The organism is Bradyrhizobium paxllaeri (genome assembly GCF_001693515.2).
GTDB lineage: Bacteria > Pseudomonadota > Alphaproteobacteria > Rhizobiales > Xanthobacteraceae > Bradyrhizobium > Bradyrhizobium paxllaeri.
In genome coordinates this window covers 2705662-2730011 of sequence record NZ_CP042968.1, presented here as the reverse complement: position 1 = coordinate 2730011, position 24350 = coordinate 2705662, and the positions used below count along the sequence as shown (strand labels likewise).

Here is a 24350-nt window from a genome sequence, read left to right as displayed (position 1 = left end):
CGGAGGCCGAAATATGGCTCGCCCCGCATTGATCCTTGCCGTGCTCGCGATGCTCGCTTCGGCCAGCGCCTCGCTTGCGCAGCAACGGGAGTTGACCGTCAACTCCATTGCGGATGGCGTCTTCGCGCACACCGGCCAGACAGCACAGATGACGCGAGAGAACCACGGCGCGATCGCCAATGTCGGATTCGTCGTTGGCGAGGATGCGGTTGCGGTGATCGATTCAGGCGGCAGCCTCCACGAAGGACAGCAATTGCTGGCGGCCATTCGTGCCCGGACCGACAAGCCGATCCGATACGTCATCAATACCCACGGCCACCCCGATCACGTTTTCGGCAACGGCGCTTTCGTGCAGGACGGAACGACGTTCGTCGGCCATGCGAACCTGCCGCGCGCGCTGGCCGCGCGCGGACAATTCTATCTCGACGCCTTTCGCCGCACGATGGGCGATCAACTGATCGACGAGGTCCGCATCGTACCGCCGACGCTGCTCGTCGACGGTACCCTCAATCTCGATCTCGGCGGACGAACACTCGTCTTGCGGGCGTGGCCCGCCGCGCATAGCGATTGCGACCTCACCGTGCTCGATGACAAGACCGCAACCCTGTTTGCGGGCGACCTTGTGTTTCTTTCCCACACGCCCGTGCTGGACGGCAGCCTTCGCGGCTGGCTACGCGCGATCGGCGAGCTTGGCGCCCTGCCCGCGCAGCGCGTGGTTCCCGGTCACGGCCCCGTGAGCGAATGGCCTGCCGCCCTCGCCGATGAGCGCCGTTACCTCGAGACGTTAGCTTCAGATGTGCGCCGGCTGGTCGCCCGCGGCGAGCCGATCGCGGCGGCGGGCTCGGCCGCAGGCACCGAGAGATCGCGATGGCAGTTGTTCGACGACTTCAACGCCCGCAACGCAACCGCAGCATTCTCGGAAATTGAATGGGAATAGGATTCGCATTGCCCTATATTGCGCCCGTTGCTTCCATCCGCGTGAAGGTGGTGACCATGTTTGGATATCTCTTCCGCCTGTTCGGCGTCGCTGGCCTGCTGCTGTTCGGCGCGCCGCTGGTGCTCGCGGCCGAGACGAACAACCCCTGGCCCGGCCTGGTCCAGGATATCTTCAGCAATCGCCTGATGAACGACGGCAGCGACGTGATCGGCATCGAGATGCCCGCGCGCGCCGAGGATGCGGCAATCGTCCCGGTGACCTTGCGAACCAAGCTTTCGCCTGAGGATAGCCGTCAGGTAGTGAGCATTACGCTGGTCATCGACCAAAACCCTGCGCCGATGGCGGCGAAATTCCAGCTCGGCCCCGACGCCAAGGTGTCGGAAATCTCCACCCGCGTCCGCGTCAACAATTACACCGACGTTCATGCGGTGGCCGAACTCAGCGACGGCAAGCTCTACATGGCCAAAACCTATGTGAAGGCGTCCGGCGGCTGTTCAGCGCCGGCCGCCAAGAATGCCGAGGAGGCCAAGGGCAGGCTCGGCCAGATGCGCTACCGGCAGTTCGCAAAGGCCGGCGAAGGTCCGGCCAGCGGCGTCCGCGAGGCCCAGATCATGATCGGGCATCCCAACAATTCCGGCCTGCAGATGGACCAGGTCACGCACCTCTATGTCCCGGCTTACTTCGTCAATGAACTGCGGCTTTGGCAGGACGACAGCCTGGTGTTGACCATGGAAGGCGGCATCTCGATTTCGGAGGATCCCAATATCAGGTTCACCTACGTGTCGAATGGCGCCAAACGCTTCCGCGCCGAGGCAAAGGATACCGAGGGACGCGTCTTCCAGCGCGAGTGGAAGGTCGACGATTCCGGAATGTGATCAGGCGGCGTATGCGCTCAGAAGCAGCGCACTTCCGCTTCGGCCTGGGCGCGCCTCAGTTCGTTGAGCGCGCTTGACGCCTGCTCGGAGGTGCGGAACGGGCTCCCCATATCGCCGCGGACCTGCGACATGCTGAGCACGGTCTCCGCCGTGATATAGCGTTCGTAAGGCAGGAGCGAAGCCACGACATCGATCGAACAGGAGCATTGCTCGATCGCCTGCCGCGTCTCGCCATTCGCCTTCAGGCAACCGAAAACGTACTCGACGCGCGCTGACGTCGGGTAATCGTTGAAACCCTGGGCGCACGCAACCACGACTGTCGTCATCAGCGCCATCAACGCGGCGACAATACGTCGTAGCGATCCGATAGGCGTCATCGTCTTCCTCCCGCTGCTAACGGTGCAAGCTATGCTATGACTGGTTCGCTGAAAAGCCGACGTTCGAGGAAATCGCGCAGAGCACCATGACACATTTTGTTCGCCTGCTGTTTGCTACGATTGTTTTGTTCTCGCTCGGTACGTGCTGCAGCGCCGAGGCTTTGCGCATTGCGGTGCAGAAGACCGGAACACTCGCCTGGGAACTTGCAGTGATCCGTGCGCACGGCCTCGACAAGCAGGCCAACCTTTCCGTCAAGGTGGTTGAACTGGCGACCCCCGAGGCGGGCAAGATTGCGCTTCGCGCCGGGAATGCCGACATCGTGGTCACCGACTGGCTTTGGGTTTCGCGCGAACGCGGCCTTGGCGCCAAACTGGCATTCTATCCCTATTCGAGCGCGCTCGGCGCAGTGATGGTCCCTGCCGCATCGCCGATCCAGACCTTGGCCGATCTCAAGGGCCGCAAGCTCGCCATCGCCGGCGGGCCGATCGACAAGAGCTGGCTGTTGTTGCAGGCATGGTTGAAGCAGGGCGGCATCGACCTGAAGTCGGATGCGACAATTGCCTACGGTGCGCCGCCGCTGCTGGCTGCGAAGACGCTCAGCGGCGAAATGGATGCAACCTTGAACTACTGGAACTTCTGCGCGGTTCTGGAAGCGAAGGGCTTTCGCCGCGTCGCCGGCATCGAGGATCTGCTGCCGAAACTGGGCGCCAAGGGCCGGACCGCGATGATCGGCTACGTCTTCGACGAAAAATGGGCGAATGCAAACCAGGACAAGATTGCCCGCTTCATCGCCATGACCCGCGCGGCGAAGGAGATCCTGGCGTCTTCGGACGCGGAGTGGGAGAAAATTGCACCGCTGACCGGCGCTCCGGACGCCGCAACATTGCGCGCCTATCGCGATCGCTATCGCGAGGGAATTCCGCGCCGCCCGATCGCCGATGAAGAAGCCGACGCGCGCATTCTCTATCGCGTGCTGGCCGGAATCGGCGGTCACGAACTTGTCGGGCCAGCGCCTGAACTGGCTGCCGGAACGTTCTATCACGCGATCCCGGGAGATTGACGTGCCGCGCCTGCTGTCATTCGCCATGTTCTTCGCAATCTGGTGGATTGCCGCACTGTTTGCCGGTGATGCGAAACTGCCGCCTCCCCCCACCGTGCTCGCGGCCATGATTGCGGAAGCACGGTCAGGCGACTTGTTCTTCCACCTCGGCGCGACATTGGCGCGCGTGACGCTCGCCTTCACGCTGGCGATGGCGCTGGGCGCCGCCATCGGGTACCTGATGGGCCGGGTACGGCTCGCGGATCGGCTTGGCGACCCCTGGCTGATCCTGCTGCTCAATCTGCCGGCGCTCGTGGTCATCGTGCTCGCCTATATCTGGGCCGGATTGACTGAAGTCGCCGCCATTGCGGCCATCGCCATCAACAAGCTCCCGACCGCTGTCGTTACGCTGCGCGAGGGCGCGCGTGCCCTGGACGCGGCGCTTGACGAAATGGCGACGGTGTTTGCGTTGCCGCGATGGAGCAAGTACCGGCACGTCATCTTGCCGCAACTATCGCCCTATATCGCAGCCGCCGCCCGATCGGGATTATCCCTGGTCTGGAAGATCGTTCTGGTTGCGGAATTGCTCGGCCGCCCGAACGGCGTTGGTTTCGAGATCGGCGTGGCGTTCCAGCTATTCGACATTCCGCTATTGCTTGCCTATTCGCTGAGCTTCGCGGCGATCGTGCTCGTCATTGAAACCTTGTTGGTACAGCCGTTTGAGGCCCGGCTAACCCGGTGGCGTCCCCGTGCGGCTTGAAGTCGATATCACGAGCAAGATCTTCAAGAACGCAGCGGGCGAACGGCACGACGTCATCAATGGCGTGGCCTTCGCACTTGATGCAGGAGAGGTCGGCGTATTGGTCGGTCCATCCGGCTGCGGCAAGAGTACGATGCTACGGATTCTCGCCGGTCTCGACCACGACTTTCAGGGACGCGTCTCGCGTCCCGCTGGGGCGCGGATCGGATTCGTATTCCAGGAGCCGCGGCTGTTGCCGTGGCGCTCGGTCGAGGAAAATGTGCGGCTTGCCGCGCCTCACGCCGACGACAAGAAGCTTTCATCCCTGTTCGAAATTCTCGAGCTGGAGGCACATCGCAACCATTTTCCGGGCGAGCTATCGCTCGGCCTCGCGCGGCGCGTTGCGCTCGCTCGCGCGTTCGCCGTCGAGCCGGAATTGCTCATTCTCGACGAACCGCTGGCCTCGCTGGATATCGCCCTCGCCGCCCGTCTGCGCGATCAGATCGCCATGTTGATGGACGGCCGCTCCGTGATAACGCTGCTGGTCACCCATGATGTGGACGACGCAGTTCGTCTCGGCGATCGCTTGATCCTGCTGTCGCCGCGGCCGGCCCGCCTTCTCGCGGACCTGCCCATCCGCACCCCGCGAAGCGCACGCGGCGAAGGCGAGATTGCCGCCATCAGGTCGGAAATCATGCGGTGGATCAATGGCGGTCCGCCCAAGGAGAGCGCCTCATAGGCAGCGCAAGCGGCCGGTGCTAGGATCAAACGACCGGCTGGAGTTGACGATGAAGCGCGCGATTGGAATGACGGCGCTCGGTCTTGCTCTTGTGGCTATGACGGCAACGGCGCAGGACATGATGCGTCATGTCGACCTGGCGTCGCCCGACATGGTCACGGCCGAATTGACCCGCGCGGAGGTCGAGGCCACCCTTGCTGCGGCGACCGCTGCCGCGCCCGCCGATTTCACAGGAAAGAGATTATCCGGCCTCGATCTGTCGGGGCTCAACCTGTCCGGCGCCATTTTCCGCGCGGCCAAGCTCAACAAGACGAAGCTCGCCGGCGCCAAATTAGACCGCGCCGTCCTCGATCAGGCTTGGCTGCTCGAGGCCGACCTGACCGGCGCGAGCTTGCGGGGCGCAAACCTGTTCGCTTCGCAGATGGCGCGCGCCCGCCTCGACGGCGCCGATCTTTCTGGCGCGCGCGTCGCTGCCGATCTCACCGGCGCAAGCCTCGTGGGGGCCTCGATCGCGGAGGCAAATCTGGGCGCGGACATGCGCAACCAGTCCATGGGTCTGATGCGTGCGGTGCTTAGATCCGCCAATCTCGAGCGGTTGAACGCGCGCGGCGCCGACCTGTCGCGCGTCGATCTCGAATTTGCCGTGCTGAGGGGCGGCGACCTCACGGGCGCGTCGCTGAAGGGAGCCCAGCTTGGAGGCGCCGACTTGACCGGTGTCACCGTCATCGATACCGATTTCGATAGTGCCGATCTCGCGTCAGCCCGGTTGATCACTCCCATTGGCCTCGACCGGGCAAGAAATTTCGACAAGGCCAGGAATCGCGACCGTCTGACAAGGCAATGACAGCTCTACCCGTTCCGCAATGAAAGGACTGCCCATGCGATGGATACTGGCTTTGGCGGCACTGTTGTCAGCGGGCGCCAATGAAGCGGCCGCGCAGGGAAAGGGAAAAGGCATCCGATTGTGGAATCTGACGACCGCGACCATTTCGGAGTTTCAGCTTTCACCGGTCGGCAAGAACGACTGGGGACCCAACCTGACCTTGAACGACAAGGATAAGGAAGTCGACCACGACGAGCGCCTGCGCATCATGGGCGTGGAGCCGGGGCGCTATGACGCGAAGGTCGGCTATCGCGGCGCGAAGCACTGCTTCGTTCGTGACATCGAAATCAAGGCTGACGCCGTGTTTTCAGTCGCGGACAAGGATCTCAAGGATTGCAACAAGTAGCCGCCGCTGCAGACGATATCAGCCGACGGACCACACCGCCTCGCCGGAAGCCTTGCGGTTGGTGCCGGGATATTCGCAGCGCCATTTGACGGCCGTCCATTTTGGATGCTCATTCACCCATTGCGCGATGTAGGGCTGCGCCGCCATGGTGCATTGCCGCAGCGACGCGTTCGAAGAAAAGACCAAATGGGTTTCCTCGCAGGTGGTCGGCGAGAGCACCGCACAAACGGTCACGATCAAATCTATCGGAGTCATGCCTGATATCCCTTGAATAGTTCCCGGATGATAACGCAAAGAGATACGACAATGGGTGAAGCAAGGTTTCACACCACCGTGAAAGCCGGAACCGAGCCGGGCGCACCCCCCGCACTAAAAGTTAACGCCGAATACCAGTCGCGCCTGATGGCGGTCGAAATTGACGAGATCAAGGCTGGCAGTCGCCCCCGCCGGACGTCCCCATGCCTGGACGCTCCAGCTCGCGGTCAGCCGCGAGCGCTTCGACAACTGGAAATACGCTGTCGGACCAACGTACAACGCCTGCCCGGCAAGCTCCTCCAGGCCGATCCCCTCATACTTCCGCAAGTACCGCGCCTCGCCGCCCAGCAGAAAGCCCGGCCGCACCTGCGCCAGCACCCCGAGCGCCGCGCCTGCCGTGGAGTCGCGCTCCATGACGCGACTGCCGATCACGCGCGTCCACTCCGGTTCGTAGATCAGGTTGAACGCCGCAATGACGCGATCCGGCACGAGCTCCCGATCGAACGCCAGCCTGAATTCCGTCCCGAAACTCCTGACCGATTCAGCCGTCGTTTCATCGACACGATGCGTGTGCATTTCTGTCGCGAAGGTGAGCCCGAACGGCGCCGTCTCTCGATCGAGAAAACGGTAGCGAAAATCGATCGACGCGCCCTGCCACGATAGCCGGCGCTGGTCGTCAAGACCCGGCACGCCGCTGATCAGATGCGATGCAAAGGCGCTGCCGACCTCGACTCGAAAATTCCTGACCGGTACGAACTCCAGCTCAAACTCCTGGCCGAGCGCCCGATAGGTGCCCCCGCTCCTGCCGAAACGCCCGGTCGTCTCGGTTTGAAATTCCCGTTCGCCGACACTGCCGACATCGGCTCCAATCATGAAGCCGAAAATATGCTCGGTATCGATGCCTTCGGCCTGGGCACACGCCGGCAGCAGCGTAGCAAGAGACACGACCGCCGCCTGGAAGGTCTTTGTGCGCATCAACGTTCGCATTTCAGCGGGTCATTGGGTTGAGGGGACAAAAATCCACCGTTGGCCGAGGACATACCCTAGCATGACGCAGGGATCGTCGGCGAGCCATGGGAATAAGCAGAATTGGGAAAAGCAGGAAATCCAGACACGATGGCGTGTGATCCGACGGCCTTCCACCCGCTGCTTACAGCGACTACCGTTCGGTTGGGCAGGATTCGGACCTGCAGCAAAGCAGGGAAAAACTAACCAGAGGTCCTGCAGCTTGTGGGAGAACAGTTCACCCGGCCCACAGCAACAGGTGTTGCCGGAGCCGGGCAGACCGTTTCGACGCGTTTTTATTTACGCGCCGCGCAGGCGTACATGTTGATTTCCATGCCCACCGGCACTTCCACAATCTTCGGAGTCTTCCAACTCATCAGGGTCCTCCCAAGCAGTGTTGGCACGACCTCGTGCCGTCATCGAAACTAGGTTGCCCTTGAACGCAGCGCAAGCTCGGAAGAGCGAACGTCGATGAATCCGCACACGCCGGACGCCGAACATTTCGCTCTTGGACAAGGCTACTTCGCTCTTGGACAAGGCAGGCGGCGGATCGACGCAGCGCCGCATCGGTCAGTACGCCCGTTCGCATATCTGCCGCCGGGCGAAGAACCCATTGAAGCGGCGACGTCTGTCACCGCGTCAGCTCAGCGCCTCAGCAATCCTTGTCTGCGGCTTGCTTGTCAGCCTTCTTGTCACCCTTGGCGCCTTCGGCCTGCTGTGCAGCCGTCGGTTCGCCTTGCATCTGGCGCTGCGTATCCTGCGACGATGCAGCAACGTCTCCGGCCGATCGATTCATCGTACCGGTCGGTGGATGTTGACCGGTGTTGGCGGCCATACCTGTCGTCTGGCTGTCGCCCGTCTGGGCAGGACCGGAGCCCGCGTCCTTCAGGTTGGCGGCGCGGCCCGTATCACAGGGGCCTGCCAGCGCTGCGCCGGTGCTCAAGACCAGCACGGAGCAACCGGCAAGAATGAGATGTTTCATTTTCATCTGTCTCTCCTCTTATCGTGAAGCGTGCACGATGTTGATGAGAGGCAACCGACCCATTGTCTGCAGGTTCCGGGTGGCGACGCGAATATCGGCAGGTTTAATCTGATGTTTCCAGTCTCGATGAGGATATCCGATGGAACCGATTCACCCACGGCTGGTCAGTTTTCTTCTCGTACTCTTCCTCGCATCAGGGGCGTTGGCGCAGGACAGCAAGCCTGACCAAACCGCACCGAATGCCGGCTCGGATCAGCCCGCTATTGGGTCGCTGACCGGAAAAGAGCGCATGGGAAAAAAGTGGATGGACGAGCAGCGGATCGACAATTGCAACGTGCCGGCCGACAAGCGCGGCAGCAAGCCGCGGCCAGGCAATTGCCTGCACTCTCCGTCGGGATGATCGGCCACGACGGTCGCGTCATACCCGCCGCGGCTATTCCCAGGACCAGGCGGAGAAGTCGTTCTCGAACTGCGGGACTTCCTTCCACACGCCCTTCAGCTTCTTGTTCGCAACGGTGATCCATTGCGGCTGGAACAGGAAACCCGCAACCGCGTCGGTCGCCAGCATGCGCTGCGCGTCGCCGAGCAGCTTGGCGCGCTCGGCCTCGGCCGGTGTTGCCCTGATCTGATTGTAGAGCGCGTTGAAGGCTTCGTTGTTGTAGCCGAGATAGTAGTCGGGCTCGGTAATCTTCACGAGATCGAACGGCTCGACATGCGAGACGATGGTGAGATCGAAATTGTGCGGACCGTTGCCGGCAAACACCTGCGACAGCCACTGCGCCCATTCGACGTTCTCGATCTTGGCGATGATGCCGACCTTGGCGAGCTGGGCCGCGAGGACTTCGCCGCCCTGCCGCGCGTAAGGCGGCGGCGGCAGCTTGAGGCTGAGCTCAAGCGGCGTCTTCACGCCGGCTTCCGCCAGCAGCTTCTTGGCCTTTTCGGGGTCGTAGGGATTGATGCCTGTCGTGTCGACATAGCCCAGCGATCCCGGCGTATAGAAGCTGCCGATCGGCGTCCCGAAACCGTCGACGGCGCCGTCGATCATCGCCTTGCGATCGATGGCGGCGAGGATGGCGCGACGAACCCGCACATCGTCGAGCGGCTTCCGCCGTTCGTTGATGCCGACAATAGTCTTGGCCCTGGAGCCGCCGATCAGCACATTGAAGCGAGGGTCGGCCTTGAACTGCGCCACGCTGCGCTGAACCGGGGCGCGCGGAATAGCGTCGACGTCCCCTGACAGCAGCGCGGCCACCTGCGCGGCGGGATCGGGGATGAAGCGGATGGTGACCTTGGAAAGCTTGATTGCGGCGGCGTTGCGATAGCCGGGCCATTTGTTCAAGGTGATCGACGACCCCTTGGCCCAGGCGCCGAGCGTATAGGGTCCGGTGCCGACCGGCTGCGTCGCATTGGTCGGTGCGCTCTTCGGCTCGACGATCGAGCCGCCCGCCTGCCCCAGCAGGAACGGCAGGTTCGGTTCGGAATATTTCACAACGACGACGATCGTTTCCGCATCGGGTGCGGTGACCGACTCAAAAGCCTGATACAGGCTCTTGTCCTTGTTGGTAGAGGTCGGCGCCGCGTTGCGGTCGTAGGAGAACTTCACCGCCGCGGAATCGAACGGCTCGCCATTGTGGAATTTGACACCCTTGCGGAGCTTGAACGTATAGGTCTTCAGGTCGGCCGATGCCTGCCAGCTCTCGGCGAGCAGCGGCGATACCGAGCCGTCCTCATTGATCTTGGTCAGCGTCTCATAGAGGTTATAGAGCGTGACCTCGGCGATCGCCGCAGCCGCTGCGTTGGTGGGATCGAGCCCCGGCGGCTCCAGCGTCATCGCCATGACGACGCTGTCCTTCTTGCTTTGCGCCAGACTCGGCAGCGGCATTGCGGCGAACGCTGCGGCCACCGCGAAAATGGTCAGTTTTTTCAGCATATCTGCTCCCCCCGGACCTATTCAGACAACCTAGTGCAGTCTCGCTCAAAAGGCTAACCCCCCGCCGCCGGCGGCAAAGTCATCACGGCCTCGGCGTGGTGGCAGGCGGCAAGGTGCGCCGTGCCGACGCTGCGTAGCGCCGGCGCGGTGTCACGGCAATGCTGATCGGCGAGCGGACAGCGCGACGCATAGGCGCATCCTGTCGCGCCGATCGACTGGGACGCGATCGATTGCGCGCCGCGACGGCGACGTACTCCGCCCGCATTTGCGCGCGGCACGGCCTCGAGCAACACCCGCGTATATGGGTGCGCGCAATGCGCGAACAGATCCTCTGGGCTCCCCTGCTCGACGATCCGGCCGAGATACATCACCGCGATCTCATCGCAGAGATAATCGACTACCGCCAGATCGTGGCTGATCAGGATGTAGCTCAGGCCAAACTGATCCTGCAGGTCTTGCAGCAGATTGAGCACCTGCGCCTGCACGGAGACGTCGAGTGCGCTGACGGGCTCGTCAGCAACAATCAGTTTCGGCTGCGTGATCAGCGCACGCGCAATCGCGATGCGCTGCCGCTGGCCGCCGGAGAATTCATGCGGAAACTTGTCCATGTCCGCGTCGCGCAGCCCTACCTGCCGCAGCACGCCGGCAACACGCTCGCGCAGCGTGGCGCGGTCCATGCGTCCGAGCGCGGTCAAAGGCTCCGCAACGATGCGCGCGATGGTCTGCCGCGGATCCAGCGAGCCATAGGGATCCTGAAACACCATCTGGAAATCGCGGCGGGCGCGGCGCAATTCGTCAGCCGGCATCCGGTTGAGGTCCCGGCCCATCAGCGACACCGATCCCGACGAAGGCTGCTCGAGTGCCATCACCAGCCGCGCAAAGGTCGACTTGCCCGATCCGGATTCGCCGACCACGCCGAGACTCCGGCCGGCCACCACCTGCGCGGTGACGCCGTTGAGCGCATGCACCTGCCCGGCCGGCTTGAACATGCTTTCACGCGGCAGCGTGTAGCGCTGCACCAGATCCTTGACATCGAGCAGCGGCAGTTCGGCGGGTGACGGCGTCTGCTCCAGCATGGTCATGCACCCACCGCTCCGACCGTCTCGGCCATTGAAACATCCGTCCTGACGCAGCGCACGCCGTGGCCGGCGCTGACATCAACCACGGCCGGCAGCGCCGTACGACAGCGATCCTCGACGATGGTACAACGATCGGCAAAGGTGCACCCCGAGGGCAGATCGGCAAGTTCGGGAACCGTGCCGGCGATCGTCTTCAGCCGGGTGCCCTTGCGCGCGCCAAGGCGCGGACGCGCGCGGAACAAACCCTGCGTATAGGGATGCCCCATCCGCGTGAATACGGCATTCGTCACACCGCTTTCGACGACGGTGCCGCCATACATCACCATCATGCGCTGCACGTTCTCGGCGATCACACCGAGATCGTGCGAGATCAGGATCATCGACATGCCGCGCTCGGCAACGAGGTCCGCGATCAGGTCGAGGATCTGCCCCTGGATGGTGACGTCGAGCGCCGTGGTCGGCTCATCGGCGATCAGCACGTCCGGTTGGCAGGCCAGCGCCATAGCAATGGTGACGCGCTGCCGTTGGCCGCCGGAGAACTGGTGCGGATAGGCATCGACGCGCTTCGCCGCATCGGGAAGTCCGACGCGATCGAGCAAGGCGATAGCCTCCTTGCGCGCCTCTGCCGCCGAGCAATTGGTGTGGCGCCGCAATGGTTCGGCCACCTGACGCCCGATCGTGTGCATCGGATTGAGCGCGGTCATCGGCTCCTGGAAGATCATGCTGATCCGATTGCCGCGCAGCTTGCAGTAATCCGCATCCGACAGGCCGACCAGCTCGCTGCCATCGAGGCGGATGCTGCCGCTGATGACGGCGCTGTCGGGCAAGAGGCCCATCAGCGCAAGCGCGGTGACGGATTTGCCGCATCCGGACTCGCCGACGAGTCCCAAGGTCTCGCCGCGTTTCAGCGAGAAACTGACGCCGCGAACAGCCTGCGCAGGCCCACGGCTGGTATTGAGCCCGACACCGAGATCCCTAACCTCGATCAGGGGTGTATTTGCTGATACGCTCATGATCAGCGCTCCCGCGCCAGCCGGGGATCGAGCAGATCGCGCAACCCGTCGCCGAGAAGATTGAGGCCGAGCACGGCAACCGCGATCGCAGCGCCCGGATAGACCGCGAGCATCGGCGACTGGAATAGCAGCGTCTGCGCGTCGTTCAGCATGCGTCCCCAGGATGGTTGCGGCGGCTGCGTGCCGAGCCCGAGATAGGACAGCGCCGCCTCGGCCAGGATCGCGAGCGCGAACTGGATCGTCGCCTGCACGATCAGGATCGGCAGAACGTTCGGCAGGACGTGCTCGATGGTGATGCGGAAACCGCCCTTGCCGGAGGCGCGCGCGGCCAGCACGAACTCCCGCGCCCAGATCGCATTGGCCGATCCACGGGTCACCCGCACCAGCGTTGGAATCTGGAAGATGCCGATGGCGGTGATCGAGGTCACCATGCCCGGGCCTGCGACGGCCGCCAGTATGATGGCCGAGAGCACGGCGGGAAATGCGAAGGTGAAATCGCTCATGCGCATGATGAGCTCTTCGGTCCATCCCTTTCGTGCGGCGGCAATCAGTCCAAGGGTCACCCCGAAGGTGATGCCGATCCCGACGGCGATGATGCCGACCATGATGGTGGAACGGGCACCGACCAGCAGTAAAGAGACGATATCGCGGCCGAGCACATCGGTGCCGAGCCAGTGCGCAGCCGATGGTGGGCGCAGCTTGGAGGCCACGTCGATTTCATAGGCCGACCACGGCGTCCACACCAGCGACAGCAGGGCAGCACCAAGCACCATCAGGCTGAGCGTGCCGCCGATGACAAAGCTGCGATGGCGCAGCGCGCGGCGCCAGAAGCCGGTCGAGACTTGCGGCCGCGCGGTGGCGGCCCCAACTTCAACCGAAGCGCTCATCGGCGTACTCATAGGTTGTGCACCTTGATGCGCGGATCGATGAAGGCATAGAGCACATCGACCACGAAGTTGACGATGACGACCACTCCCGCCAGCAGCATCACGCAGTTGCGCACCACGATCAGGTCGCGATTGGCGATCGACTGGAAGATCAGCCGGCCGAGACCCGGCAGATAGAACACGTTCTCGATCACGATCGTGCCCGCCAGCAGATTGGCGAACTGAAGACCCATGATGGTCATGACAGGGATCATCGCATTGCGCAGCACATGCCGCCACAAGACGTCGCGCTTGCTCAAGCCCTTGGCGCGCGCGGTGCGCACGAAATCCTCGCGCAGCACCTCGAGCACGGCGGAACGTGTGACCCGCGCCAGGATCGCCGCCTGCACCACCGATAGCGAGATCGCGGGCAGCAACAGCGACTTGATCCCGGCCAGTATGCTTTCGTTCCACCCCGCAAATCCGCCGGCCGAAAGCCATTGCAGCTTCACCGAGAACAACAGGATGAGCAGGATGGCGAACCAGAAATTGGGAAGCGCGATCCCGAACTGCGTCAGCGACATCACGCCGACATCGCCGAGCTTGTTGTGATTGGCCGCCGTATAGATGCCGGCAGAAAGCGCCAGCACGACCGTCATGGACATGGACATGATCGCCAGTGGAATGGTGAGCGTGAGGCGCTCCGCAATCAATCCTGCAACAGGCGTGCCATAGACATAGCTGTTGCCGAGATCGCCCGTCAGCAACCCCATGACCCAGTGGACGTATCGATAGTAGAGCGGTTGATCCAGCCCGAGCTTGATCGTGAGCGCCCGTACCGCATCGGGCGAGGCATCCGCGCCCATGAGCATTTGCGCGGCGTTGCCGGGCAAGGCATCCAGAACAAGAAAGATAATCAGCGACGCGCCGAGCAGCGTCGCGATCAGCGTCAGAAAGCGGCGGAAAATGAAGACGCTCAAGCCCCTATTCCCCTGTTAGCGGCCAAATGTGGTGGTAGTGGCCGCATTGTCACTTATCCTGCCAGGCTCGGCCACCGGCCGAGCAGATCCTGCGAAGCCTCGAACAGCGCGCTGACGCGCAGCAATTCGATGTCTCCACGGAATTGTCCAACCAACTGAATGCCGATCGGCAAGCCGTCCGCATCGAAGCCACAGGGCAGACTGACGGCGGGATGCCCGGTCATGTTGAACGGCATGGTCCAGGGAAACCAGCTCGGCCGCACGTCGCTGAATACCCGCCTGTCGATTTCGATCGTGCCGAACAGATCCTGGTCGATCGGAAGCGCGGTGCGGGTGATGGTCGGCATCGCGAGTATGTCGGCCCGTTGCATCACGGTCTGGATCCGCCGGAACAGCGCCGTACGGTCAAACATCGCCCGCTGATAGTCAACACCGCTGACCTTCGTGGCCAGCGCCAGTTGCTTCATGAAGGTCTCGCTCAGCACCTCGCCATGATCGGCCGCGAGCTTCTCGAATCGCGCGCGCCAGGCGGTGTGATTGATGGCACGCCAGATCGGCTCCACTTCAAACCCCTCCCCGGGCATTTCCTCCACCTCAGCCCCGAGCGCCTCGAGCCTCGCCAACGCGACCTTGAAAGCCGCGGCGACAGCGGCCGCAACCGGCCGGCCGAGCGGCGCGAGGCAGAACGCAATCTTGCGCCCGCGCAGATCGCCGTTTGGCGCCGCTCCCTCGACAAAATTCCACTGCGGAAATCCGATCGACCAGGGATCGGACGCGTCCTCTCCCGACATCGCCTGCATCATCAAGGCGGTGTCCGCGACGGTGCGCGTCGTCGGCGTCACATAGGTCTGGTTGCCGAACGCGTCCTGTACCTGGCTGTGGGGAATAACGCCGTTGCTTTGCTTCAGCCCGACAACGCCGTTGCAGGCTGCCGGAATCCGCGTCGAGCCGCCGCCGTCTGTCGCAATCGCAAGAGGCGCGATGCCGCTGGCAACAGCAACCGCCGCGCCCCCGCTTGAACCACCGCTCGAGCGCGCGCCACTCCAGGCATTGCGCGTGCGGCCGAACAGCGGCGAGTCCGTCAGGCACTTGGTGCCGAACTCCGGCGTCGTGGTCTTGCCTATGAGGATGGCACCTTCTGCCCGCATTCGCGCCACCGCGACCGCATCATGGTCAGGAATGTTGTCCTTGTAGGGCACCGCGCCGAAGGTCGTTCGCACGCCCTTGGTGTTGACGAGATCTTTCGCGGTGTAGGGAATGCCGTGAAGAAGGCCCAGCGGCTCCCCGGCCATGACTTTGCGCTCCGCCTTGCGCGCGTCGGCCATGGCCTCATCGCCGCACAGCGTGATGAAGCAGTTCAATTCAGGCTGTAGCTGCTCGGCGCGCGCCAGCACGGCACGCGTAATCTCGACCGGTGAAAGATCCCTGGCCGCGATCCGCGCGCGCAGGTCAGTCGCGGACAGGAAGCACAGTTCGTCACTCATCGCGCCAAAGTCCTCAAGGGTCGAATGACGTAAAGATGACATTCGGATTGACTTTCCGTCCAATACCATCGCACAACTGACCCATACGATTTCGGTATAGCAAAAATGGACCTCCGGCGTCTCCGCTATTTCGTTGCCGTAGCCGAAGAACGCAGCGTCGGCCGGGCGGCCGTGCGTTTGCGCATGGCGCAGCCGCCGCTATCGGTGCAGATCCGCAAACTGGAATCGGAAGTGGGAACGCCGCTGTTTCGCCGGGGCGCGCGGGGAATGGAGCCGACGGCGGCCGGCCGCGCCTTGCTGTCGCGGGCGCGTGAAGCGCTGGCCCTGACGGCTGAGGGCTTCGAGGCAGCCCGCGCGGTGGCGGCGGGGCGCCGCGGAAGATTGTCGGTCGGTTACATGTTCGCGCTTGCCCACGCCGTATTGCCGAAGCTCATTCCGGAACTGCGAAGGTCGCTTCCGAAAGTCGACCTGGAGTTCATCGAACTAAGCGCCTCGACACGTGAGGCGCGGCTGCTGGACCACAGCGTGACAGTCGCACTGTGCATGCCTGCGATTCGCCACAACGAGATCGAGGCCTCCACCATCGGAACGCAGCGATTGATGCTTGCATTGCCTGCCAGCTCGTCGCTGGCGCGCGCCACGGCAGTGCCGGTGAAGAGACTACAGGGGCGTCCACTGATCAGCCTGCCCTGGCCGGCCGAAGATCCCGCAACATCTGTCGTGGCATCGCTCCTGCGGCGGCATCAGGTCAGCATGCCCGTCGCAAACCGGGTCGAGACGGTGCACTCGGCGCTCAGCCTCGTGCTGGCCGGCGAAGGCATGGCGATCCTTCCCGCCTGCGCCCAGCTCGGATGCCCGACCGGCGTCGTGTTCAGGCCGTTCCTCGACGCCGACGACGCCATGGACGTCGCGGTGTGCTGGCGCAGGGATTCTCTCAATCCGCTGGTGCGGAATTTTCTCAAATGCGCGGAAAAGGTGATCCGCCAGGCCTGATCGGCGTCAGGAGTCGATCACCACATGGTCTGCCGCGCGCGCTCCGGCCATTCGCGGTCGTATTTCTCGCCGCCGATGGAGTTGTCGCTCATCTCGGCCAAGATCTGGCCGGGTGTGGGAAGGCTCTTCGGATCAACGCGCTTGTCGGGATTCCAGAGATCGGAGCGCACGATGGCGCGGGCGCACTGGAAATAAACCTCCTCCACCGCCATGACGATGACGGTGCGCGGCGCCTTGCCCTCCATCTTGAACGAGGCGAGCAGATCCGGATCGGCTGAGACATGCGCGCGACCATTGATGCGTAGCGTGCTGCCGGAGCCAGGGATCAGAAACAGAAGCGCCACCCGGGGATCGCGCACGATGTTGCGCAAGGAATCGCAACGGTTGTTGCCGCGGCGGTCCGGCATCATCAGCGTCTTCTCGTCATGAATGCGAACGAAGCCCGGCAAGTCCCCGCGCGGCGAGCAATCCAGCCCCTCCGGCCCGCTGGTCGCCAGCGCTGCGAATGGCGATTTGTCCATCAAGGCGCGATAGGCCGGCGTGACACGGTCGGCGACCTTGACCGTCGAGGCATCGCCAGGAAAGCCGTAGATGGCCTCGAGTTGCTCGATGGTCGCGACAACGGTCATTTCTGCTTTCCTCTCAGTTGTCCCATTTCTCGCCCTTGATGGCGCGAACAAGTTGGCGGGCATGATATTCGGCACCGCCGGTGTTGACGATGGTGACATCGGGCGCGGCCGCTTCATCCTCCACCGTGCGACCCAGGCGGGCCTCGAGCTTGCCGTCGCTGCTTCGCCGGCGCATCGCAATCCGTTCGGCCAGAACGTCCGGCGGCGCCGTGATCGAAACCACCGCCACATTCGCATAGGCGCGGCGCATGGCGCCGATCACGGTGCGCGATACGTTGGCAACGATCGTTCGTCCGGCACGGATTTCGTCGTCGATCGCGCGCGACAGGGCATAGCAGTGGCCGTGGGCCTCCCAATGCATGGCATATTCGCCGCGCGCCATTGCCTCCTGAAACGTGCCGACGCTGACTTCTTCGTTGTCCTCCGATACTGAGGCTTCACGCGTAATCACGCGGCGGGGGAACACGACATTGCGATCATCGGCACAGGCTGCCTTGGCAAGGCCGAGCAGGGTATCCTTGCCCGCGCCGCTTGGGCCGACCACGAGCACCAGCCGGCCCGGCCCGATCGCAACGGCCTGATCTGTCGTTATAGGCGTCAGCGTCTCCGTCATGCGACCCGCCGCCCTTCCCGCCAGACGCTCCGCACCACCGGAATGTCGCGAGCGACATGGACCCGGATCAGATCGGCGCGCTTGCCGGGCGCGATCTCGCCACGGTCCGCAAGACCAACGGCTTCGGCCGGCGTTTTCGTCACCGTACGAATAGCGGAGGCCAGATCGATCGCGGGCACGTGCTTCGGCAATTGCAGTGCGGCCATCAACAGGCTCGACGGGATGTAGTCGGACGACAGGATATCCAACAGTCCCTCGCGGGCGAGATCGACGGCGGCGATGTTGCCGGAATGCGAACCGCCGCGCACCACGTTCGGCGCCCCCATCAGGATGCCGATGCCCGCCTGATGCAGCCCGCGCGCCGCCTCCATCGTGGTCGGAAACTCCGCCACCGAAACCCGATCATTGATCGCGTCGGCGACGTTCTCCTCGGTGGTGTCGTCATGGCTGGCCAGCGGAATTTCATGTTGATGCGCAAGCGCCACGATCTCGCGCATGTTGGTCGCGGCATAGGCCTTCTGATAGGCGAAACGCTTCTCGAACAGCGCATCGAGCTCGGCGTCGGTCTTGCCGCCGCCCTTGCCGCGATAATAGTCGCGCAGCTTGACCTCGTCGCGGAACTGGCGCTGCCCCGGCGTGTGATCCATCAGCGACATCAGCCGCACGTCCGGCCGGCCGACCAGTTCCCTGGCTTCCTCGACGACGCTCGGCATCGGGATTTCGCAGCGCAGATGCAGGAAGTGATCGGCACGAAGCAGATTTGCCTCGCGTGCCGACGTAATCGCCTCCGCGAGCACGCCTGCCCTGCCGTCAACCTCTTCGGCGCCGTCCTCGCGCCAGACCCGCAGCGAGTCCAGAACGGTAGTGATGCCGGAGGTGGCCAACTGCCCGTCGTAGGAGACTACCGCCGCGATCGGATCCCAGAATACTTTCGGCCGCGGCACATAGTGCATTTCGAGGTGGTCGGTGTGCAGCTCGATCAGGCCGGGCATGATCAGGTCGCCGCCGGCGTCCTCGCTGCCGGCCGGCGCATTGCCTTCACCGAATTCGGCGATGCGGCCGTCGGCGAGAGCGACCCAGCCGTGCTCGACCACGCGGTCGGCCAACACGATGCGGGCGTTGCCGAGGATGGTTTCGTGCTTCGAAGTCATCTCACTTCTTCCTTCATGCCGCGGCGGCAAATGACGTCACGTCAACGATCCGGTCGGCGATCAGATGGCGGATTTCATCGCCATGGACGATCGCCACCATCGCGACACCTTGTCGTTTCTTCTCTTCAATCAATTCAACGACGACGGCGCGATTGGCCGCATCGAGCGATGCGGTGGGTTCATCGAGCAGCAGGATCGGCAGGTCCGAAATGAACCCGCGCGCGATGTTGACCCGCTGCTGCTCGCCGCCGGAGAATGTCGACGGCGGCAGCGCCCACAGCCGCTCGGGGATGTTGAGACGGCGCAGCAGTGCACCGGCCTTGTCGCGAGCTCCCGCGCGTGCCGTTCCGTTCGCAATCAGGGGCTCGGCTACCACGTCGATCGTGGCGACCCGCGGCACCGCGCGCAGGAACTGGCTGACATATCCGATGGTCGAACGGCGCACGCTGAGCACCTGCCGCGGCTCGGCCGTGGCGAGATCGATCACCGTACCTTGGTGCCGGATGCCGATCCGGCCGCCGTCGCAGCGATAGTTGCCAAAGATCATTTTCAGGATCGAGGATTTGCCGGCGCCTGAAGGCCCCGACAGCACCATGCATTCGCCCGGCTCGACGTGGAACGAGACGCCGCGCACCACGGGCAGTTCGACGCCGCCCTGCAGATGCATGGTGAAGGTCTTTTCGGCGTTGCTGATGTCGATCATCGCTGTCATTGCGCGCTCATGCCGGTAGGATCGAGGAAACGAGCAGTTGGGTGTAGGGCTCGCGCGGGTCATCGAGCACCTGGTCGGTCAACCCGGTTTCGATGACGCGGCCGCCCTTCATCACCATCACGCGGTGCGACAACAGCCGCGCCACAGCGAGGTCATGGGTTACGACTATCGCGGCAAGACCGAGCTCGCTGACGAGATTGCGCATCAGGTCCAGCAGCCGCGCCTGCACCGACACGTCGAGCCCGCCAGTCGGCTCGTCCATGAACACCAACCGCGGCTCGGTGACGAGGTTGCGCGCGATCTGCAGCCGCTGGCGCATGCCGCCGGAATAGGTCCGCGGCGCGTCGTCGATGCGCGCGGTATCGATCTCGACACGCTCCAGCCAGGATGACGCGGTATCGCGGATGCGGCCATAGTGATTCCACCCCACGGCCATCAGCCGCTCGCCGACATTGGCACCGGCGGAGACCGCCATCCGCAGGCCCTGCGCGGGGTCCTGGTGCACATAGCCCCAGTCGGTCCGGAACAGAAATCGCCGCTCGGCCTCACCTAACGCGGCGAGATCGCGCAACACCCCGTCCCGCATCCGGTATGACACCCGCCCGGCGCTCGGCGCGAGTTGTGCCGACAACAGTTGCAGCAGCGTCGACTTACCCGACCCGGACTCGCCGACGATGGCCAGCACCTCGCCGGGATAGAGCGCAAACGATACGTCGCGGCAGGCGGTGAGCCGACCGTAGTTCTTGCCGAGATGTTCAGCCACCAGCAACGGCTGGTCGTCCGTCGTGACATCTTGCGGCTCAGCCATGCGCCCTCTCCTTGTGCGGCACCGCGCTCTCGCTGCCGCGATGACCGGCCGACTGCCGAGATTCGCAATAATCAGTGTCAGAGCAGACGAACATCCGCCCGCCCTTGTCGTCAGTGACGATCTCGTCGAGATAGGAATCCCCTGCCCCACACAGCGCGCACGGCGCGTCGAACCGGTAGCGCGTGAACGGGTGATCCTCGAAGTCGAGCGATACCACGTCGGTATGCGGCGGGATCGCGTAGATGCGCTTCTCGCGGCCGGCGCCGAACAGTTGCAGCGCCGGGCAATTATCCATCTTCGGATTGTCGAATTTCGGCGTCGGCGACGGGTCCATCACATAGCGCGCGTTCACCTTTACCGGATAGGCGTAGGAGGTCGCGATGTGGCCGAAGCGCGCGATGTCCTCGTACAGCTTGACGTGCATCAGGCCGTATTCGCCGAGCGCATGCATGCGCCGCGTCTCGGTCTCACGCGGCTCCAGAAAGCGCAGCGGCTCGGGTATCGGCACCTGATAGACCAGTACCTGCCCCGCATGCAGCGGCGCTTCGGGGATCCGGTGCCGGGTCTGGATCACGGTCGCATCCGCCGTGGATGTGGTGGTCGCGACACCGGCCGTTTTACCGAAGAATTTCCGGATCGAGATCGCGTTGGTGGTGTCGTCGGAGCCCTGGTCGATCACCTTCAGCACGTCATCGGGCCCGAGGATCGCCGCCGTCACCTGCACGCCGCCGGTACCCCAGCCATACGGCATCGGCATTTCGCGGCTCGCAAACGGCACCTGATAGCCGGGGATCGCGATCGCCTTAAGGATCGCGCGGCGGATCATCCGCTTGGTCTGCTCGTCGAGATAGGCGAAATTGTAAGCTGGCGCGTTCATTCCGCGGCCTCCTGCATTTGCGGCGCCTCGTTCGCCTCGGCAAACTCCTGGCGCAATTTGCGCAAGAGGCCGAGTTCGGACTGGAAGTCGACGTAATGCGGCAGCTTGAGATGCTCGACGAAGCCGGTCGCCTGCACATTGTCCGAGTGCGACATCACGAATTCCTCGTCCTGGCCCGGCGCGATCACTTCCTCGCCAAGCTCGCGGGCGCGCAGGCTGCGATCGACCAGCGCCATCGACATGGTCTTGCGCTCGCTCTGTCCGAAGGCCAGGCCATAGCCGCGCGTAAAACACGGCGCTTCCGTCGCCGATCCCTTGAACTGGTTGACCATCTGGCATTCGGTCAGGGCGATCGAACCGAGCGGAATAGCAAAGCCGGCATCCTCGGCCATGAACTCGACCTCCACCTCGCCGAAGCGAATCTCGCCGGCAAACGGATGGTTGCGACCATAGCCGCGCTGCGAGGAATAGCCGAGCGCCAGCAGAAAACCCTCGTCGGCACGCGCCAGATTTTGCAGGCGCAGATCACGATCGGCCGGGAAATTCAGCGGTTCGCGCGTCAAGTCTCCGACCGGAGCATCAGCGTCGGCAGCCGGTGACGGCTCAATCAGCCCGTCGCGGCCGAGAATGTCGGTGACGCGCGTGGTCGCCGCGGCGGACGCTTCGCCGGCGGCGGGCGCTTCGGGCGAAAAACCGTCCGCAAGCTGCGGATCCAGCAAACGGTGGGTGTAATCGAAAGTGGGCCCGAGAATCTGCCCGCCCGGAATATCCTTGAACGTCGAGGAAATCCGGCGACGCACTTGCATCGCGCCGGTATCGACCGGCTCCGTCGCACCGAACCGCGGCAGCGTGGCGCGGAACGCGCGCACCAGGAAGATCGCCTCGATCAGGTCGCCCCGCGCCTGCTTGATGGCCAGCGCCGCCAGTTCGCGGTCGTACAGCGACCCTTCCGTCATGACGCGGTCGACGCCGAGCGAAAGCTGCTCGGAGATCTGGGCCAGCGACAGTTCGGGAACATCGCGATCGCCGCGCCGCTCATGCGCCAGCAGGCGATGGGCGTTCTCGATGGCGCGCTCGCCTCCCTTGACGGCAACATACATCGTCAGCCTCCCCTCACCAGCCGCGTCGTGCGCGGTATCGCAACAATGGCATCGTCATGGACCAGCACGACATCGATGCCGCGCGGAAACAGCGTGGCGTTCACGGCCAGCCGCTCGAACAGATCCTGCGGCTCGATTGAAGCGCGCAGCGTCGCCGCTCCATCGATGCCGGGGCCGCGCAACTCCACCACAGGGCCATCGGTCAGGCTTTCGACCTGAAGGATCAGCGTCGTCGAACGATCCGGATATTCATTGCTACCGAACGCAAAGCGATCGAGCGGCGGCAGGTTTACGGGGTCGCCCACCAATGCGAAACCGGCGATCGATGAATCCGCAACGATCGGCGCGCTCGTATGAAACTTGAGCCATCTGGCGACATCAGCCGTCGCCGACATCCAGCTATCGAGCCACACAGGCGTATCGTGATCAAACAGCGTCAGCGCTATGGCGGCCGTGCCGCGCATCATCGCATCAGGCGTACCGGCCACCGACGCAATGCGCTGAATGCTGCCGGGACGCGCCATGGCGTCCATCACGGAGCGGAAGGTCGATTGCGCCGACAACACCTTGTCGGCAAATCCTGCGGGCAATTCGGCAACGGTCGTCATGTCAGCCCTCACCCCGCACCAGCGTGTAGAAATCGACCCGCGTGGCCGCCGCTTCCGCGGCCTTGCGGTTGCGTTTTTCGATCACTGCCTCGCGCAGCGGCGCAATCACCTCGGCTTCAACCGCGACCGCGAACTCGTCCGACTGCACCATGGCATCACACAGCGCGATCAGCTTCGCCTTGTGACGATCGCGGCCGAGCGTGTAGCCAAAACCGACTTCTCCGGTCGAAAGCCGCACTGCCGCGCGAGAAACCGTGGCCTCCCCGAGATTAAAGGGCGCACCATCGCCACCGATCCGGCCGCGCACCATGACCAGGCCGTTCTCTGATACGCGCAGGTCTTCATGCGCCGGCAACGCAATCGCCTCGAGATGACAGGCAATGTCGACGACATCGGAGTGCGCCAGCACCGCCATTGCAGCCTTGCGTTGCGCCTGTCCACTGTCTTCGTCTGCCAGACTTTCGTCGCCCGCCATCATATCGACCTTGCCTGAATCAAGTTGTCTATGATACTAGACAACTTGATAACGAAGCGCCATGACAGTTTCGTGACTATGAGGTAATTTTTCTCCGATGCCCGGTTTCGTTCCATGAGCATCCAGGACACGCCCTCTGGCGTCGCGCTGTGGCGGCAGGTCGCCGACGGCATCGAGCGCGGCATTGCCGATGGCCGCTTTGCCGCGGGCGAAAAGCTGCCGGGCGAGATGGAGATCGCCGAAACCTATCGCGTCAACCGCCACACCGTACGCCGCGCGCTCGCGACGCTGGCCGAACGCGGCCTGGTGCGCGCCGAGCGCGGCAGCGGTACCTATGTCGAGACGGGACGCATCGCCTATCCCCTGCGCTCCCGAACGCGCTTTTCCGAAATCGTCGGCGCCGGCGGCCGAGAGCCGCGCGGCCAGTTTATCGACGTGTCAGAGGAAGAAGCCACGCGCGAGCTGGCGCGAGAGCTCGGACTAAAGACCGGTGCGCCGCTGGTCCGAATCGAATCGGTGCGGCTCGCCGACCGCGTACCGATCTGCGTCAGCACCACCTGGCTTTCGGCCGAGCGCTTCCCCGATGCCGGGAAGGTGTTCGCCAATGTCCGTTCGATGACCAAGCTGGTTGCGCATTACGGCATCCGGGACTTTCGCCGCTCGTCCACCCGGATCACCGCTAGTATCGTCGACGCAACCGACGCGGCGCGGCTGGATCTCGCGCTCGGCCGTCCCGTGCTCGTGGTGGACAGCACCGACGTCGATACCGCAGGCCAGCCGGTCACGACCAAGCGCTCGCGCTTCGCGGCCGAGCGCGTCGAGTTCGTGATCGAGAGTGGCTAGTCTAGCAGCGA

30 protein-coding genes are annotated in these 24350 nt (G+C 63.7%); 10 read left to right on the top strand and 20 right to left on the bottom strand.

From position 1 onward, the window contains the following. Window positions 1–13 precede the first annotated feature (13 nt). Together LMTR21_RS12815 and LMTR21_RS12810 are read left to right on the top strand one after the other, a co-directional pair. On the top strand, window positions 14–937 hold the full coding sequence (locus LMTR21_RS12815; RefSeq protein WP_148635964.1) for a quinoprotein relay system zinc metallohydrolase 2: 924 nt from the start codon (window positions 14–16) through the stop codon (window positions 935–937). A 56-nt stretch (window positions 938–993) separates the two neighbouring features. Next, window positions 994–1812: a quinoprotein dehydrogenase-associated SoxYZ-like carrier gene (locus LMTR21_RS12810; RefSeq protein ID WP_065750347.1), complete on the top strand. Its 819-nt coding sequence runs from the start codon at window positions 994–996 to the stop codon at window positions 1810–1812. Between the two features lie 17 nt (window positions 1813–1829). Here the strand turns inward: LMTR21_RS12810 and LMTR21_RS12805 are convergent, their stop codons facing one another. Further along, window positions 1830–2189, bottom strand: a complete 360-nt coding sequence (locus LMTR21_RS12805; protein ID WP_065749933.1) for a hypothetical protein — start codon at window positions 2187–2189, stop codon at window positions 1830–1832. Between the two features lie 86 nt (window positions 2190–2275). Here LMTR21_RS12805 and LMTR21_RS12800 point away from each other — a divergent pair, with 86 nt between their 5' ends. Genes LMTR21_RS12800 through LMTR21_RS12780 form a run of 5 tightly spaced genes read left to right on the top strand, consistent with a single transcriptional unit; the run spans window position 2276 to window position 5936 of the window. Continuing rightward, entirely contained in the window at window positions 2276–3250 is a 975-nt protein-coding gene (locus tag LMTR21_RS12800) for an ABC transporter substrate-binding protein (RefSeq protein WP_065749932.1), read from the top strand. 1 nt (window position 3251) lies between these two features. Then, complete coding sequence (locus tag LMTR21_RS12795) at window positions 3252–3989, top strand: ABC transporter permease (RefSeq protein WP_065749931.1); 738 nt, start codon at window positions 3252–3254, stop codon at window positions 3987–3989. Next, window positions 3979–4707: an ABC transporter ATP-binding protein gene (locus LMTR21_RS12790; RefSeq protein WP_065749930.1), complete on the top strand. Its 729-nt coding sequence runs from the start codon at window positions 3979–3981 to the stop codon at window positions 4705–4707. The genes LMTR21_RS12795 and LMTR21_RS12790 overlap by 11 nt, the downstream gene beginning before the upstream one ends. A gap of 49 nt (window positions 4708–4756) precedes the next feature. Beyond that, window positions 4757–5551, top strand: coding sequence for a pentapeptide repeat-containing protein (locus LMTR21_RS12785; RefSeq protein WP_084030332.1), 795 nt, complete (start codon window positions 4757–4759; stop codon window positions 5549–5551). Window positions 5552–5585: 34 nt separating this feature from the next. After that, the gene (locus tag LMTR21_RS12780) at window positions 5586–5936 is read left to right on the top strand and encodes a hypothetical protein (RefSeq protein WP_065750346.1); all 351 of its coding nucleotides are present in this window, start codon (window positions 5586–5588) and stop codon (window positions 5934–5936) included. A gap of 18 nt (window positions 5937–5954) precedes the next feature. Here LMTR21_RS12780 and LMTR21_RS12775 read toward each other — a convergent pair whose 3' ends face one another. The 4 genes from LMTR21_RS12775 to LMTR21_RS12760 form a co-directional block, all read right to left on the bottom strand. Beyond that, window positions 5955–6191: a hypothetical protein gene (locus tag LMTR21_RS12775; RefSeq protein WP_057836988.1), complete on the bottom strand. Its 237-nt coding sequence runs from the start codon at window positions 6189–6191 to the stop codon at window positions 5955–5957. A gap of 114 nt (window positions 6192–6305) precedes the next feature. Next, window positions 6306–7166 (bottom strand): DUF6662 family protein, encoded by an 861-nt coding sequence (locus tag LMTR21_RS12770; RefSeq protein WP_141688018.1) that lies wholly within the window; start codon window positions 7164–7166, stop codon window positions 6306–6308. A 326-nt stretch (window positions 7167–7492) separates the two neighbouring features. After that, window positions 7493–7573 (bottom strand): pyrroloquinoline quinone precursor peptide PqqA, encoded by an 81-nt coding sequence (gene pqqA, locus LMTR21_RS12765; RefSeq protein ID WP_072824652.1) that lies wholly within the window; start codon window positions 7571–7573, stop codon window positions 7493–7495. A gap of 275 nt (window positions 7574–7848) precedes the next feature. Then, complete coding sequence (locus LMTR21_RS12760; protein WP_065749927.1) at window positions 7849–8184, bottom strand: hypothetical protein; 336 nt, start codon at window positions 8182–8184, stop codon at window positions 7849–7851. Between the two features lie 133 nt (window positions 8185–8317). Between LMTR21_RS12760 and LMTR21_RS12755 the strand changes: the two genes are divergently transcribed. Beyond that, the gene (locus LMTR21_RS12755) at window positions 8318–8578 is read left to right on the top strand and encodes a hypothetical protein (RefSeq protein WP_065749926.1); all 261 of its coding nucleotides are present in this window, start codon (window positions 8318–8320) and stop codon (window positions 8576–8578) included. Between the two features lie 33 nt (window positions 8579–8611). Here the strand turns inward: LMTR21_RS12755 and LMTR21_RS12750 are convergent, their stop codons facing one another. The 6 genes from LMTR21_RS12750 to LMTR21_RS12725 are packed head-to-tail and all read right to left on the bottom strand — an operon-like array spanning window position 8612 to window position 15530. Beyond that, the gene (locus tag LMTR21_RS12750) at window positions 8612–10108 is read right to left on the bottom strand and encodes an ABC transporter substrate-binding protein (protein WP_065749925.1); all 1497 of its coding nucleotides are present in this window, start codon (window positions 10106–10108) and stop codon (window positions 8612–8614) included. A 53-nt stretch (window positions 10109–10161) separates the two neighbouring features. Continuing rightward, on the bottom strand, window positions 10162–11184 hold the full coding sequence (locus LMTR21_RS12745; protein ID WP_065750345.1) for an ABC transporter ATP-binding protein: 1023 nt from the start codon (window positions 11182–11184) through the stop codon (window positions 10162–10164). A gap of 2 nt (window positions 11185–11186) precedes the next feature. After that, window positions 11187–12200 carry an ABC transporter ATP-binding protein gene (locus LMTR21_RS12740; RefSeq protein ID WP_065749924.1) on the bottom strand — a complete coding sequence of 338 codons (1014 nt, stop codon included), beginning with the start codon at window positions 12198–12200 and terminating at the stop codon, window positions 11187–11189. Window positions 12201–12202: 2 nt separating this feature from the next. Beyond that, window positions 12203–13099, bottom strand: a complete 897-nt coding sequence (locus LMTR21_RS12735; protein WP_065749923.1) for an ABC transporter permease — start codon at window positions 13097–13099, stop codon at window positions 12203–12205. After that, window positions 13096–14046 (bottom strand): ABC transporter permease, encoded by a 951-nt coding sequence (locus tag LMTR21_RS12730; protein ID WP_065749922.1) that lies wholly within the window; start codon window positions 14044–14046, stop codon window positions 13096–13098. Before LMTR21_RS12730 ends, LMTR21_RS12735 begins: the two co-directional genes overlap by 4 nt. A gap of 53 nt (window positions 14047–14099) precedes the next feature. Continuing rightward, entirely contained in the window at window positions 14100–15530 is a 1431-nt protein-coding gene (locus LMTR21_RS12725) for an amidase (RefSeq protein WP_065749921.1), read from the bottom strand. 105 nt (window positions 15531–15635) lie between these two features. Here LMTR21_RS12725 and LMTR21_RS12720 point away from each other — a divergent pair, with 105 nt between their 5' ends. After that, on the top strand, window positions 15636–16523 hold the full coding sequence (locus tag LMTR21_RS12720) for a LysR family transcriptional regulator (protein ID WP_065749920.1): 888 nt from the start codon (window positions 15636–15638) through the stop codon (window positions 16521–16523). Window positions 16524–16540: 17 nt separating this feature from the next. On the opposite strand, the gene LMTR21_RS12715 is transcribed toward LMTR21_RS12720, so the two are convergent. From LMTR21_RS12715 to phnG, 9 genes are read right to left on the bottom strand one after another with little or no spacing between them, the layout of a single operon-like run. Then, entirely contained in the window at window positions 16541–17152 is a 612-nt protein-coding gene (locus LMTR21_RS12715; RefSeq protein ID WP_065749919.1) for a pyridoxamine 5'-phosphate oxidase family protein, read from the bottom strand. Between the two features lie 13 nt (window positions 17153–17165). Further along, on the bottom strand, window positions 17166–17765 hold the full coding sequence (gene phnN, locus LMTR21_RS12710; protein WP_065749918.1) for a phosphonate metabolism protein/1,5-bisphosphokinase (PRPP-forming) PhnN: 600 nt from the start codon (window positions 17763–17765) through the stop codon (window positions 17166–17168). After that, window positions 17762–18916, bottom strand: coding sequence for an alpha-D-ribose 1-methylphosphonate 5-triphosphate diphosphatase (locus LMTR21_RS12705; protein WP_065749917.1), 1155 nt, complete (start codon window positions 18914–18916; stop codon window positions 17762–17764). The genes phnN and LMTR21_RS12705 overlap by 4 nt, the downstream gene beginning before the upstream one ends. A 13-nt stretch (window positions 18917–18929) precedes the next feature. Beyond that, on the bottom strand, window positions 18930–19628 hold the full coding sequence (phnL, locus tag LMTR21_RS12700) for a phosphonate C-P lyase system protein PhnL (protein ID WP_065749916.1): 699 nt from the start codon (window positions 19626–19628) through the stop codon (window positions 18930–18932). A gap of 7 nt (window positions 19629–19635) precedes the next feature. Further along, window positions 19636–20436 (bottom strand): phosphonate C-P lyase system protein PhnK, encoded by an 801-nt coding sequence (phnK, locus tag LMTR21_RS12695; RefSeq protein ID WP_065749915.1) that lies wholly within the window; start codon window positions 20434–20436, stop codon window positions 19636–19638. Then, a complete protein-coding gene (locus tag LMTR21_RS12690; RefSeq protein WP_065749914.1) occupies window positions 20429–21313 on the bottom strand; it encodes an alpha-D-ribose 1-methylphosphonate 5-phosphate C-P-lyase PhnJ in 885 nt (294 codons plus the stop codon). The genes phnK and LMTR21_RS12690 overlap by 8 nt, the downstream gene beginning before the upstream one ends. Then, entirely contained in the window at window positions 21310–22413 is a 1104-nt protein-coding gene (locus LMTR21_RS12685) for a carbon-phosphorus lyase complex subunit (protein WP_065749913.1), read from the bottom strand. Before LMTR21_RS12685 ends, LMTR21_RS12690 begins: the two co-directional genes overlap by 4 nt. A gap of 2 nt (window positions 22414–22415) precedes the next feature. Next, window positions 22416–23021 carry a phosphonate C-P lyase system protein PhnH gene (gene phnH / locus LMTR21_RS12680; protein ID WP_065749912.1) on the bottom strand — a complete coding sequence of 202 codons (606 nt, stop codon included), beginning with the start codon at window positions 23019–23021 and terminating at the stop codon, window positions 22416–22418. 1 nt (window position 23022) lies between these two features. Then, window positions 23023–23496: a phosphonate C-P lyase system protein PhnG gene (gene phnG, locus LMTR21_RS12675; protein WP_065750344.1), complete on the bottom strand. Its 474-nt coding sequence runs from the start codon at window positions 23494–23496 to the stop codon at window positions 23023–23025. A 114-nt stretch (window positions 23497–23610) separates the two neighbouring features. Between phnG and phnF the strand changes: the two genes are divergently transcribed. Beyond that, entirely contained in the window at window positions 23611–24339 is a 729-nt protein-coding gene (gene phnF / locus LMTR21_RS12670; RefSeq protein ID WP_065749911.1) for a phosphonate metabolism transcriptional regulator PhnF, read from the top strand. Window positions 24340–24350 lie beyond the last annotated feature (11 nt).

Excerpts from the sequence above, each read along its gene's own strand:
- LMTR21_RS12815 (WP_148635964.1), top strand. The coding sequence starts at position 14 with ATGGCTCGCCCCGCATTGATCCTTGCCGTGCTCGCGATGCTCGCTTCG.
- LMTR21_RS12810 (WP_065750347.1), top strand. The coding sequence starts at position 994 with ATGTTTGGATATCTCTTCCGCCTGTTCGGCGTCGCTGGCCTGCTGCTG.
- LMTR21_RS12805 (WP_065749933.1), bottom strand. The coding sequence starts at position 2,189 with ATGACGCCTATCGGATCGCTACGACGTATTGTCGCCGCGTTGATGGCG.
- LMTR21_RS12800 (WP_065749932.1), top strand. The coding sequence starts at position 2,276 with ATGACACATTTTGTTCGCCTGCTGTTTGCTACGATTGTTTTGTTCTCG.
- LMTR21_RS12785 (WP_084030332.1), top strand. The coding sequence starts at position 4,757 with ATGAAGCGCGCGATTGGAATGACGGCGCTCGGTCTTGCTCTTGTGGCT.
- LMTR21_RS12780 (WP_065750346.1), top strand. The coding sequence starts at position 5,586 with ATGCGATGGATACTGGCTTTGGCGGCACTGTTGTCAGCGGGCGCCAAT.
- LMTR21_RS12775 (WP_057836988.1), bottom strand. The coding sequence starts at position 6,191 with ATGACTCCGATAGATTTGATCGTGACCGTTTGTGCGGTGCTCTCGCCG.
- LMTR21_RS12770 (WP_141688018.1), bottom strand. The coding sequence starts at position 7,166 with ATGCGCACAAAGACCTTCCAGGCGGCGGTCGTGTCTCTTGCTACGCTG.
- pqqA (WP_072824652.1), bottom strand. The coding sequence starts at position 7,573 with ATGAGTTGGAAGACTCCGAAGATTGTGGAAGTGCCGGTGGGCATGGAA.
- LMTR21_RS12760 (WP_065749927.1), bottom strand. The coding sequence starts at position 8,184 with ATGAAAATGAAACATCTCATTCTTGCCGGTTGCTCCGTGCTGGTCTTG.
- LMTR21_RS12755 (WP_065749926.1), top strand. The coding sequence starts at position 8,318 with ATGGAACCGATTCACCCACGGCTGGTCAGTTTTCTTCTCGTACTCTTC.
- LMTR21_RS12750 (WP_065749925.1), bottom strand. The coding sequence starts at position 10,108 with ATGCTGAAAAAACTGACCATTTTCGCGGTGGCCGCAGCGTTCGCCGCA.
- LMTR21_RS12745 (WP_065750345.1), bottom strand. The coding sequence starts at position 11,184 with ATGCTGGAGCAGACGCCGTCACCCGCCGAACTGCCGCTGCTCGATGTC.
- LMTR21_RS12740 (WP_065749924.1), bottom strand. The coding sequence starts at position 12,200 with ATGAGCGTATCAGCAAATACACCCCTGATCGAGGTTAGGGATCTCGGT.
- LMTR21_RS12735 (WP_065749923.1), bottom strand. The coding sequence starts at position 13,099 with ATGAGTACGCCGATGAGCGCTTCGGTTGAAGTTGGGGCCGCCACCGCG.
- LMTR21_RS12725 (WP_065749921.1), bottom strand. The coding sequence starts at position 15,530 with ATGAGTGACGAACTGTGCTTCCTGTCCGCGACTGACCTGCGCGCGCGG.
- LMTR21_RS12720 (WP_065749920.1), top strand. The coding sequence starts at position 15,636 with ATGGACCTCCGGCGTCTCCGCTATTTCGTTGCCGTAGCCGAAGAACGC.
- LMTR21_RS12715 (WP_065749919.1), bottom strand. The coding sequence starts at position 17,152 with ATGACCGTTGTCGCGACCATCGAGCAACTCGAGGCCATCTACGGCTTT.
- phnN (WP_065749918.1), bottom strand. The coding sequence starts at position 17,765 with ATGACGGAGACGCTGACGCCTATAACGACAGATCAGGCCGTTGCGATC.
- LMTR21_RS12705 (WP_065749917.1), bottom strand. The coding sequence starts at position 18,916 with ATGACTTCGAAGCACGAAACCATCCTCGGCAACGCCCGCATCGTGTTG.
- phnL (WP_065749916.1), bottom strand. The coding sequence starts at position 19,628 with ATGACAGCGATGATCGACATCAGCAACGCCGAAAAGACCTTCACCATG.
- phnK (WP_065749915.1), bottom strand. The coding sequence starts at position 20,436 with ATGGCTGAGCCGCAAGATGTCACGACGGACGACCAGCCGTTGCTGGTG.
- LMTR21_RS12690 (WP_065749914.1), bottom strand. The coding sequence starts at position 21,313 with ATGAACGCGCCAGCTTACAATTTCGCCTATCTCGACGAGCAGACCAAG.
- LMTR21_RS12685 (WP_065749913.1), bottom strand. The coding sequence starts at position 22,413 with ATGTATGTTGCCGTCAAGGGAGGCGAGCGCGCCATCGAGAACGCCCAT.
- phnH (WP_065749912.1), bottom strand. The coding sequence starts at position 23,021 with ATGACGACCGTTGCCGAATTGCCCGCAGGATTTGCCGACAAGGTGTTG.
- phnG (WP_065750344.1), bottom strand. The coding sequence starts at position 23,496 with ATGGCGGGCGACGAAAGTCTGGCAGACGAAGACAGTGGACAGGCGCAA.
- phnF (WP_065749911.1), top strand. The coding sequence starts at position 23,611 with ATGAGCATCCAGGACACGCCCTCTGGCGTCGCGCTGTGGCGGCAGGTC.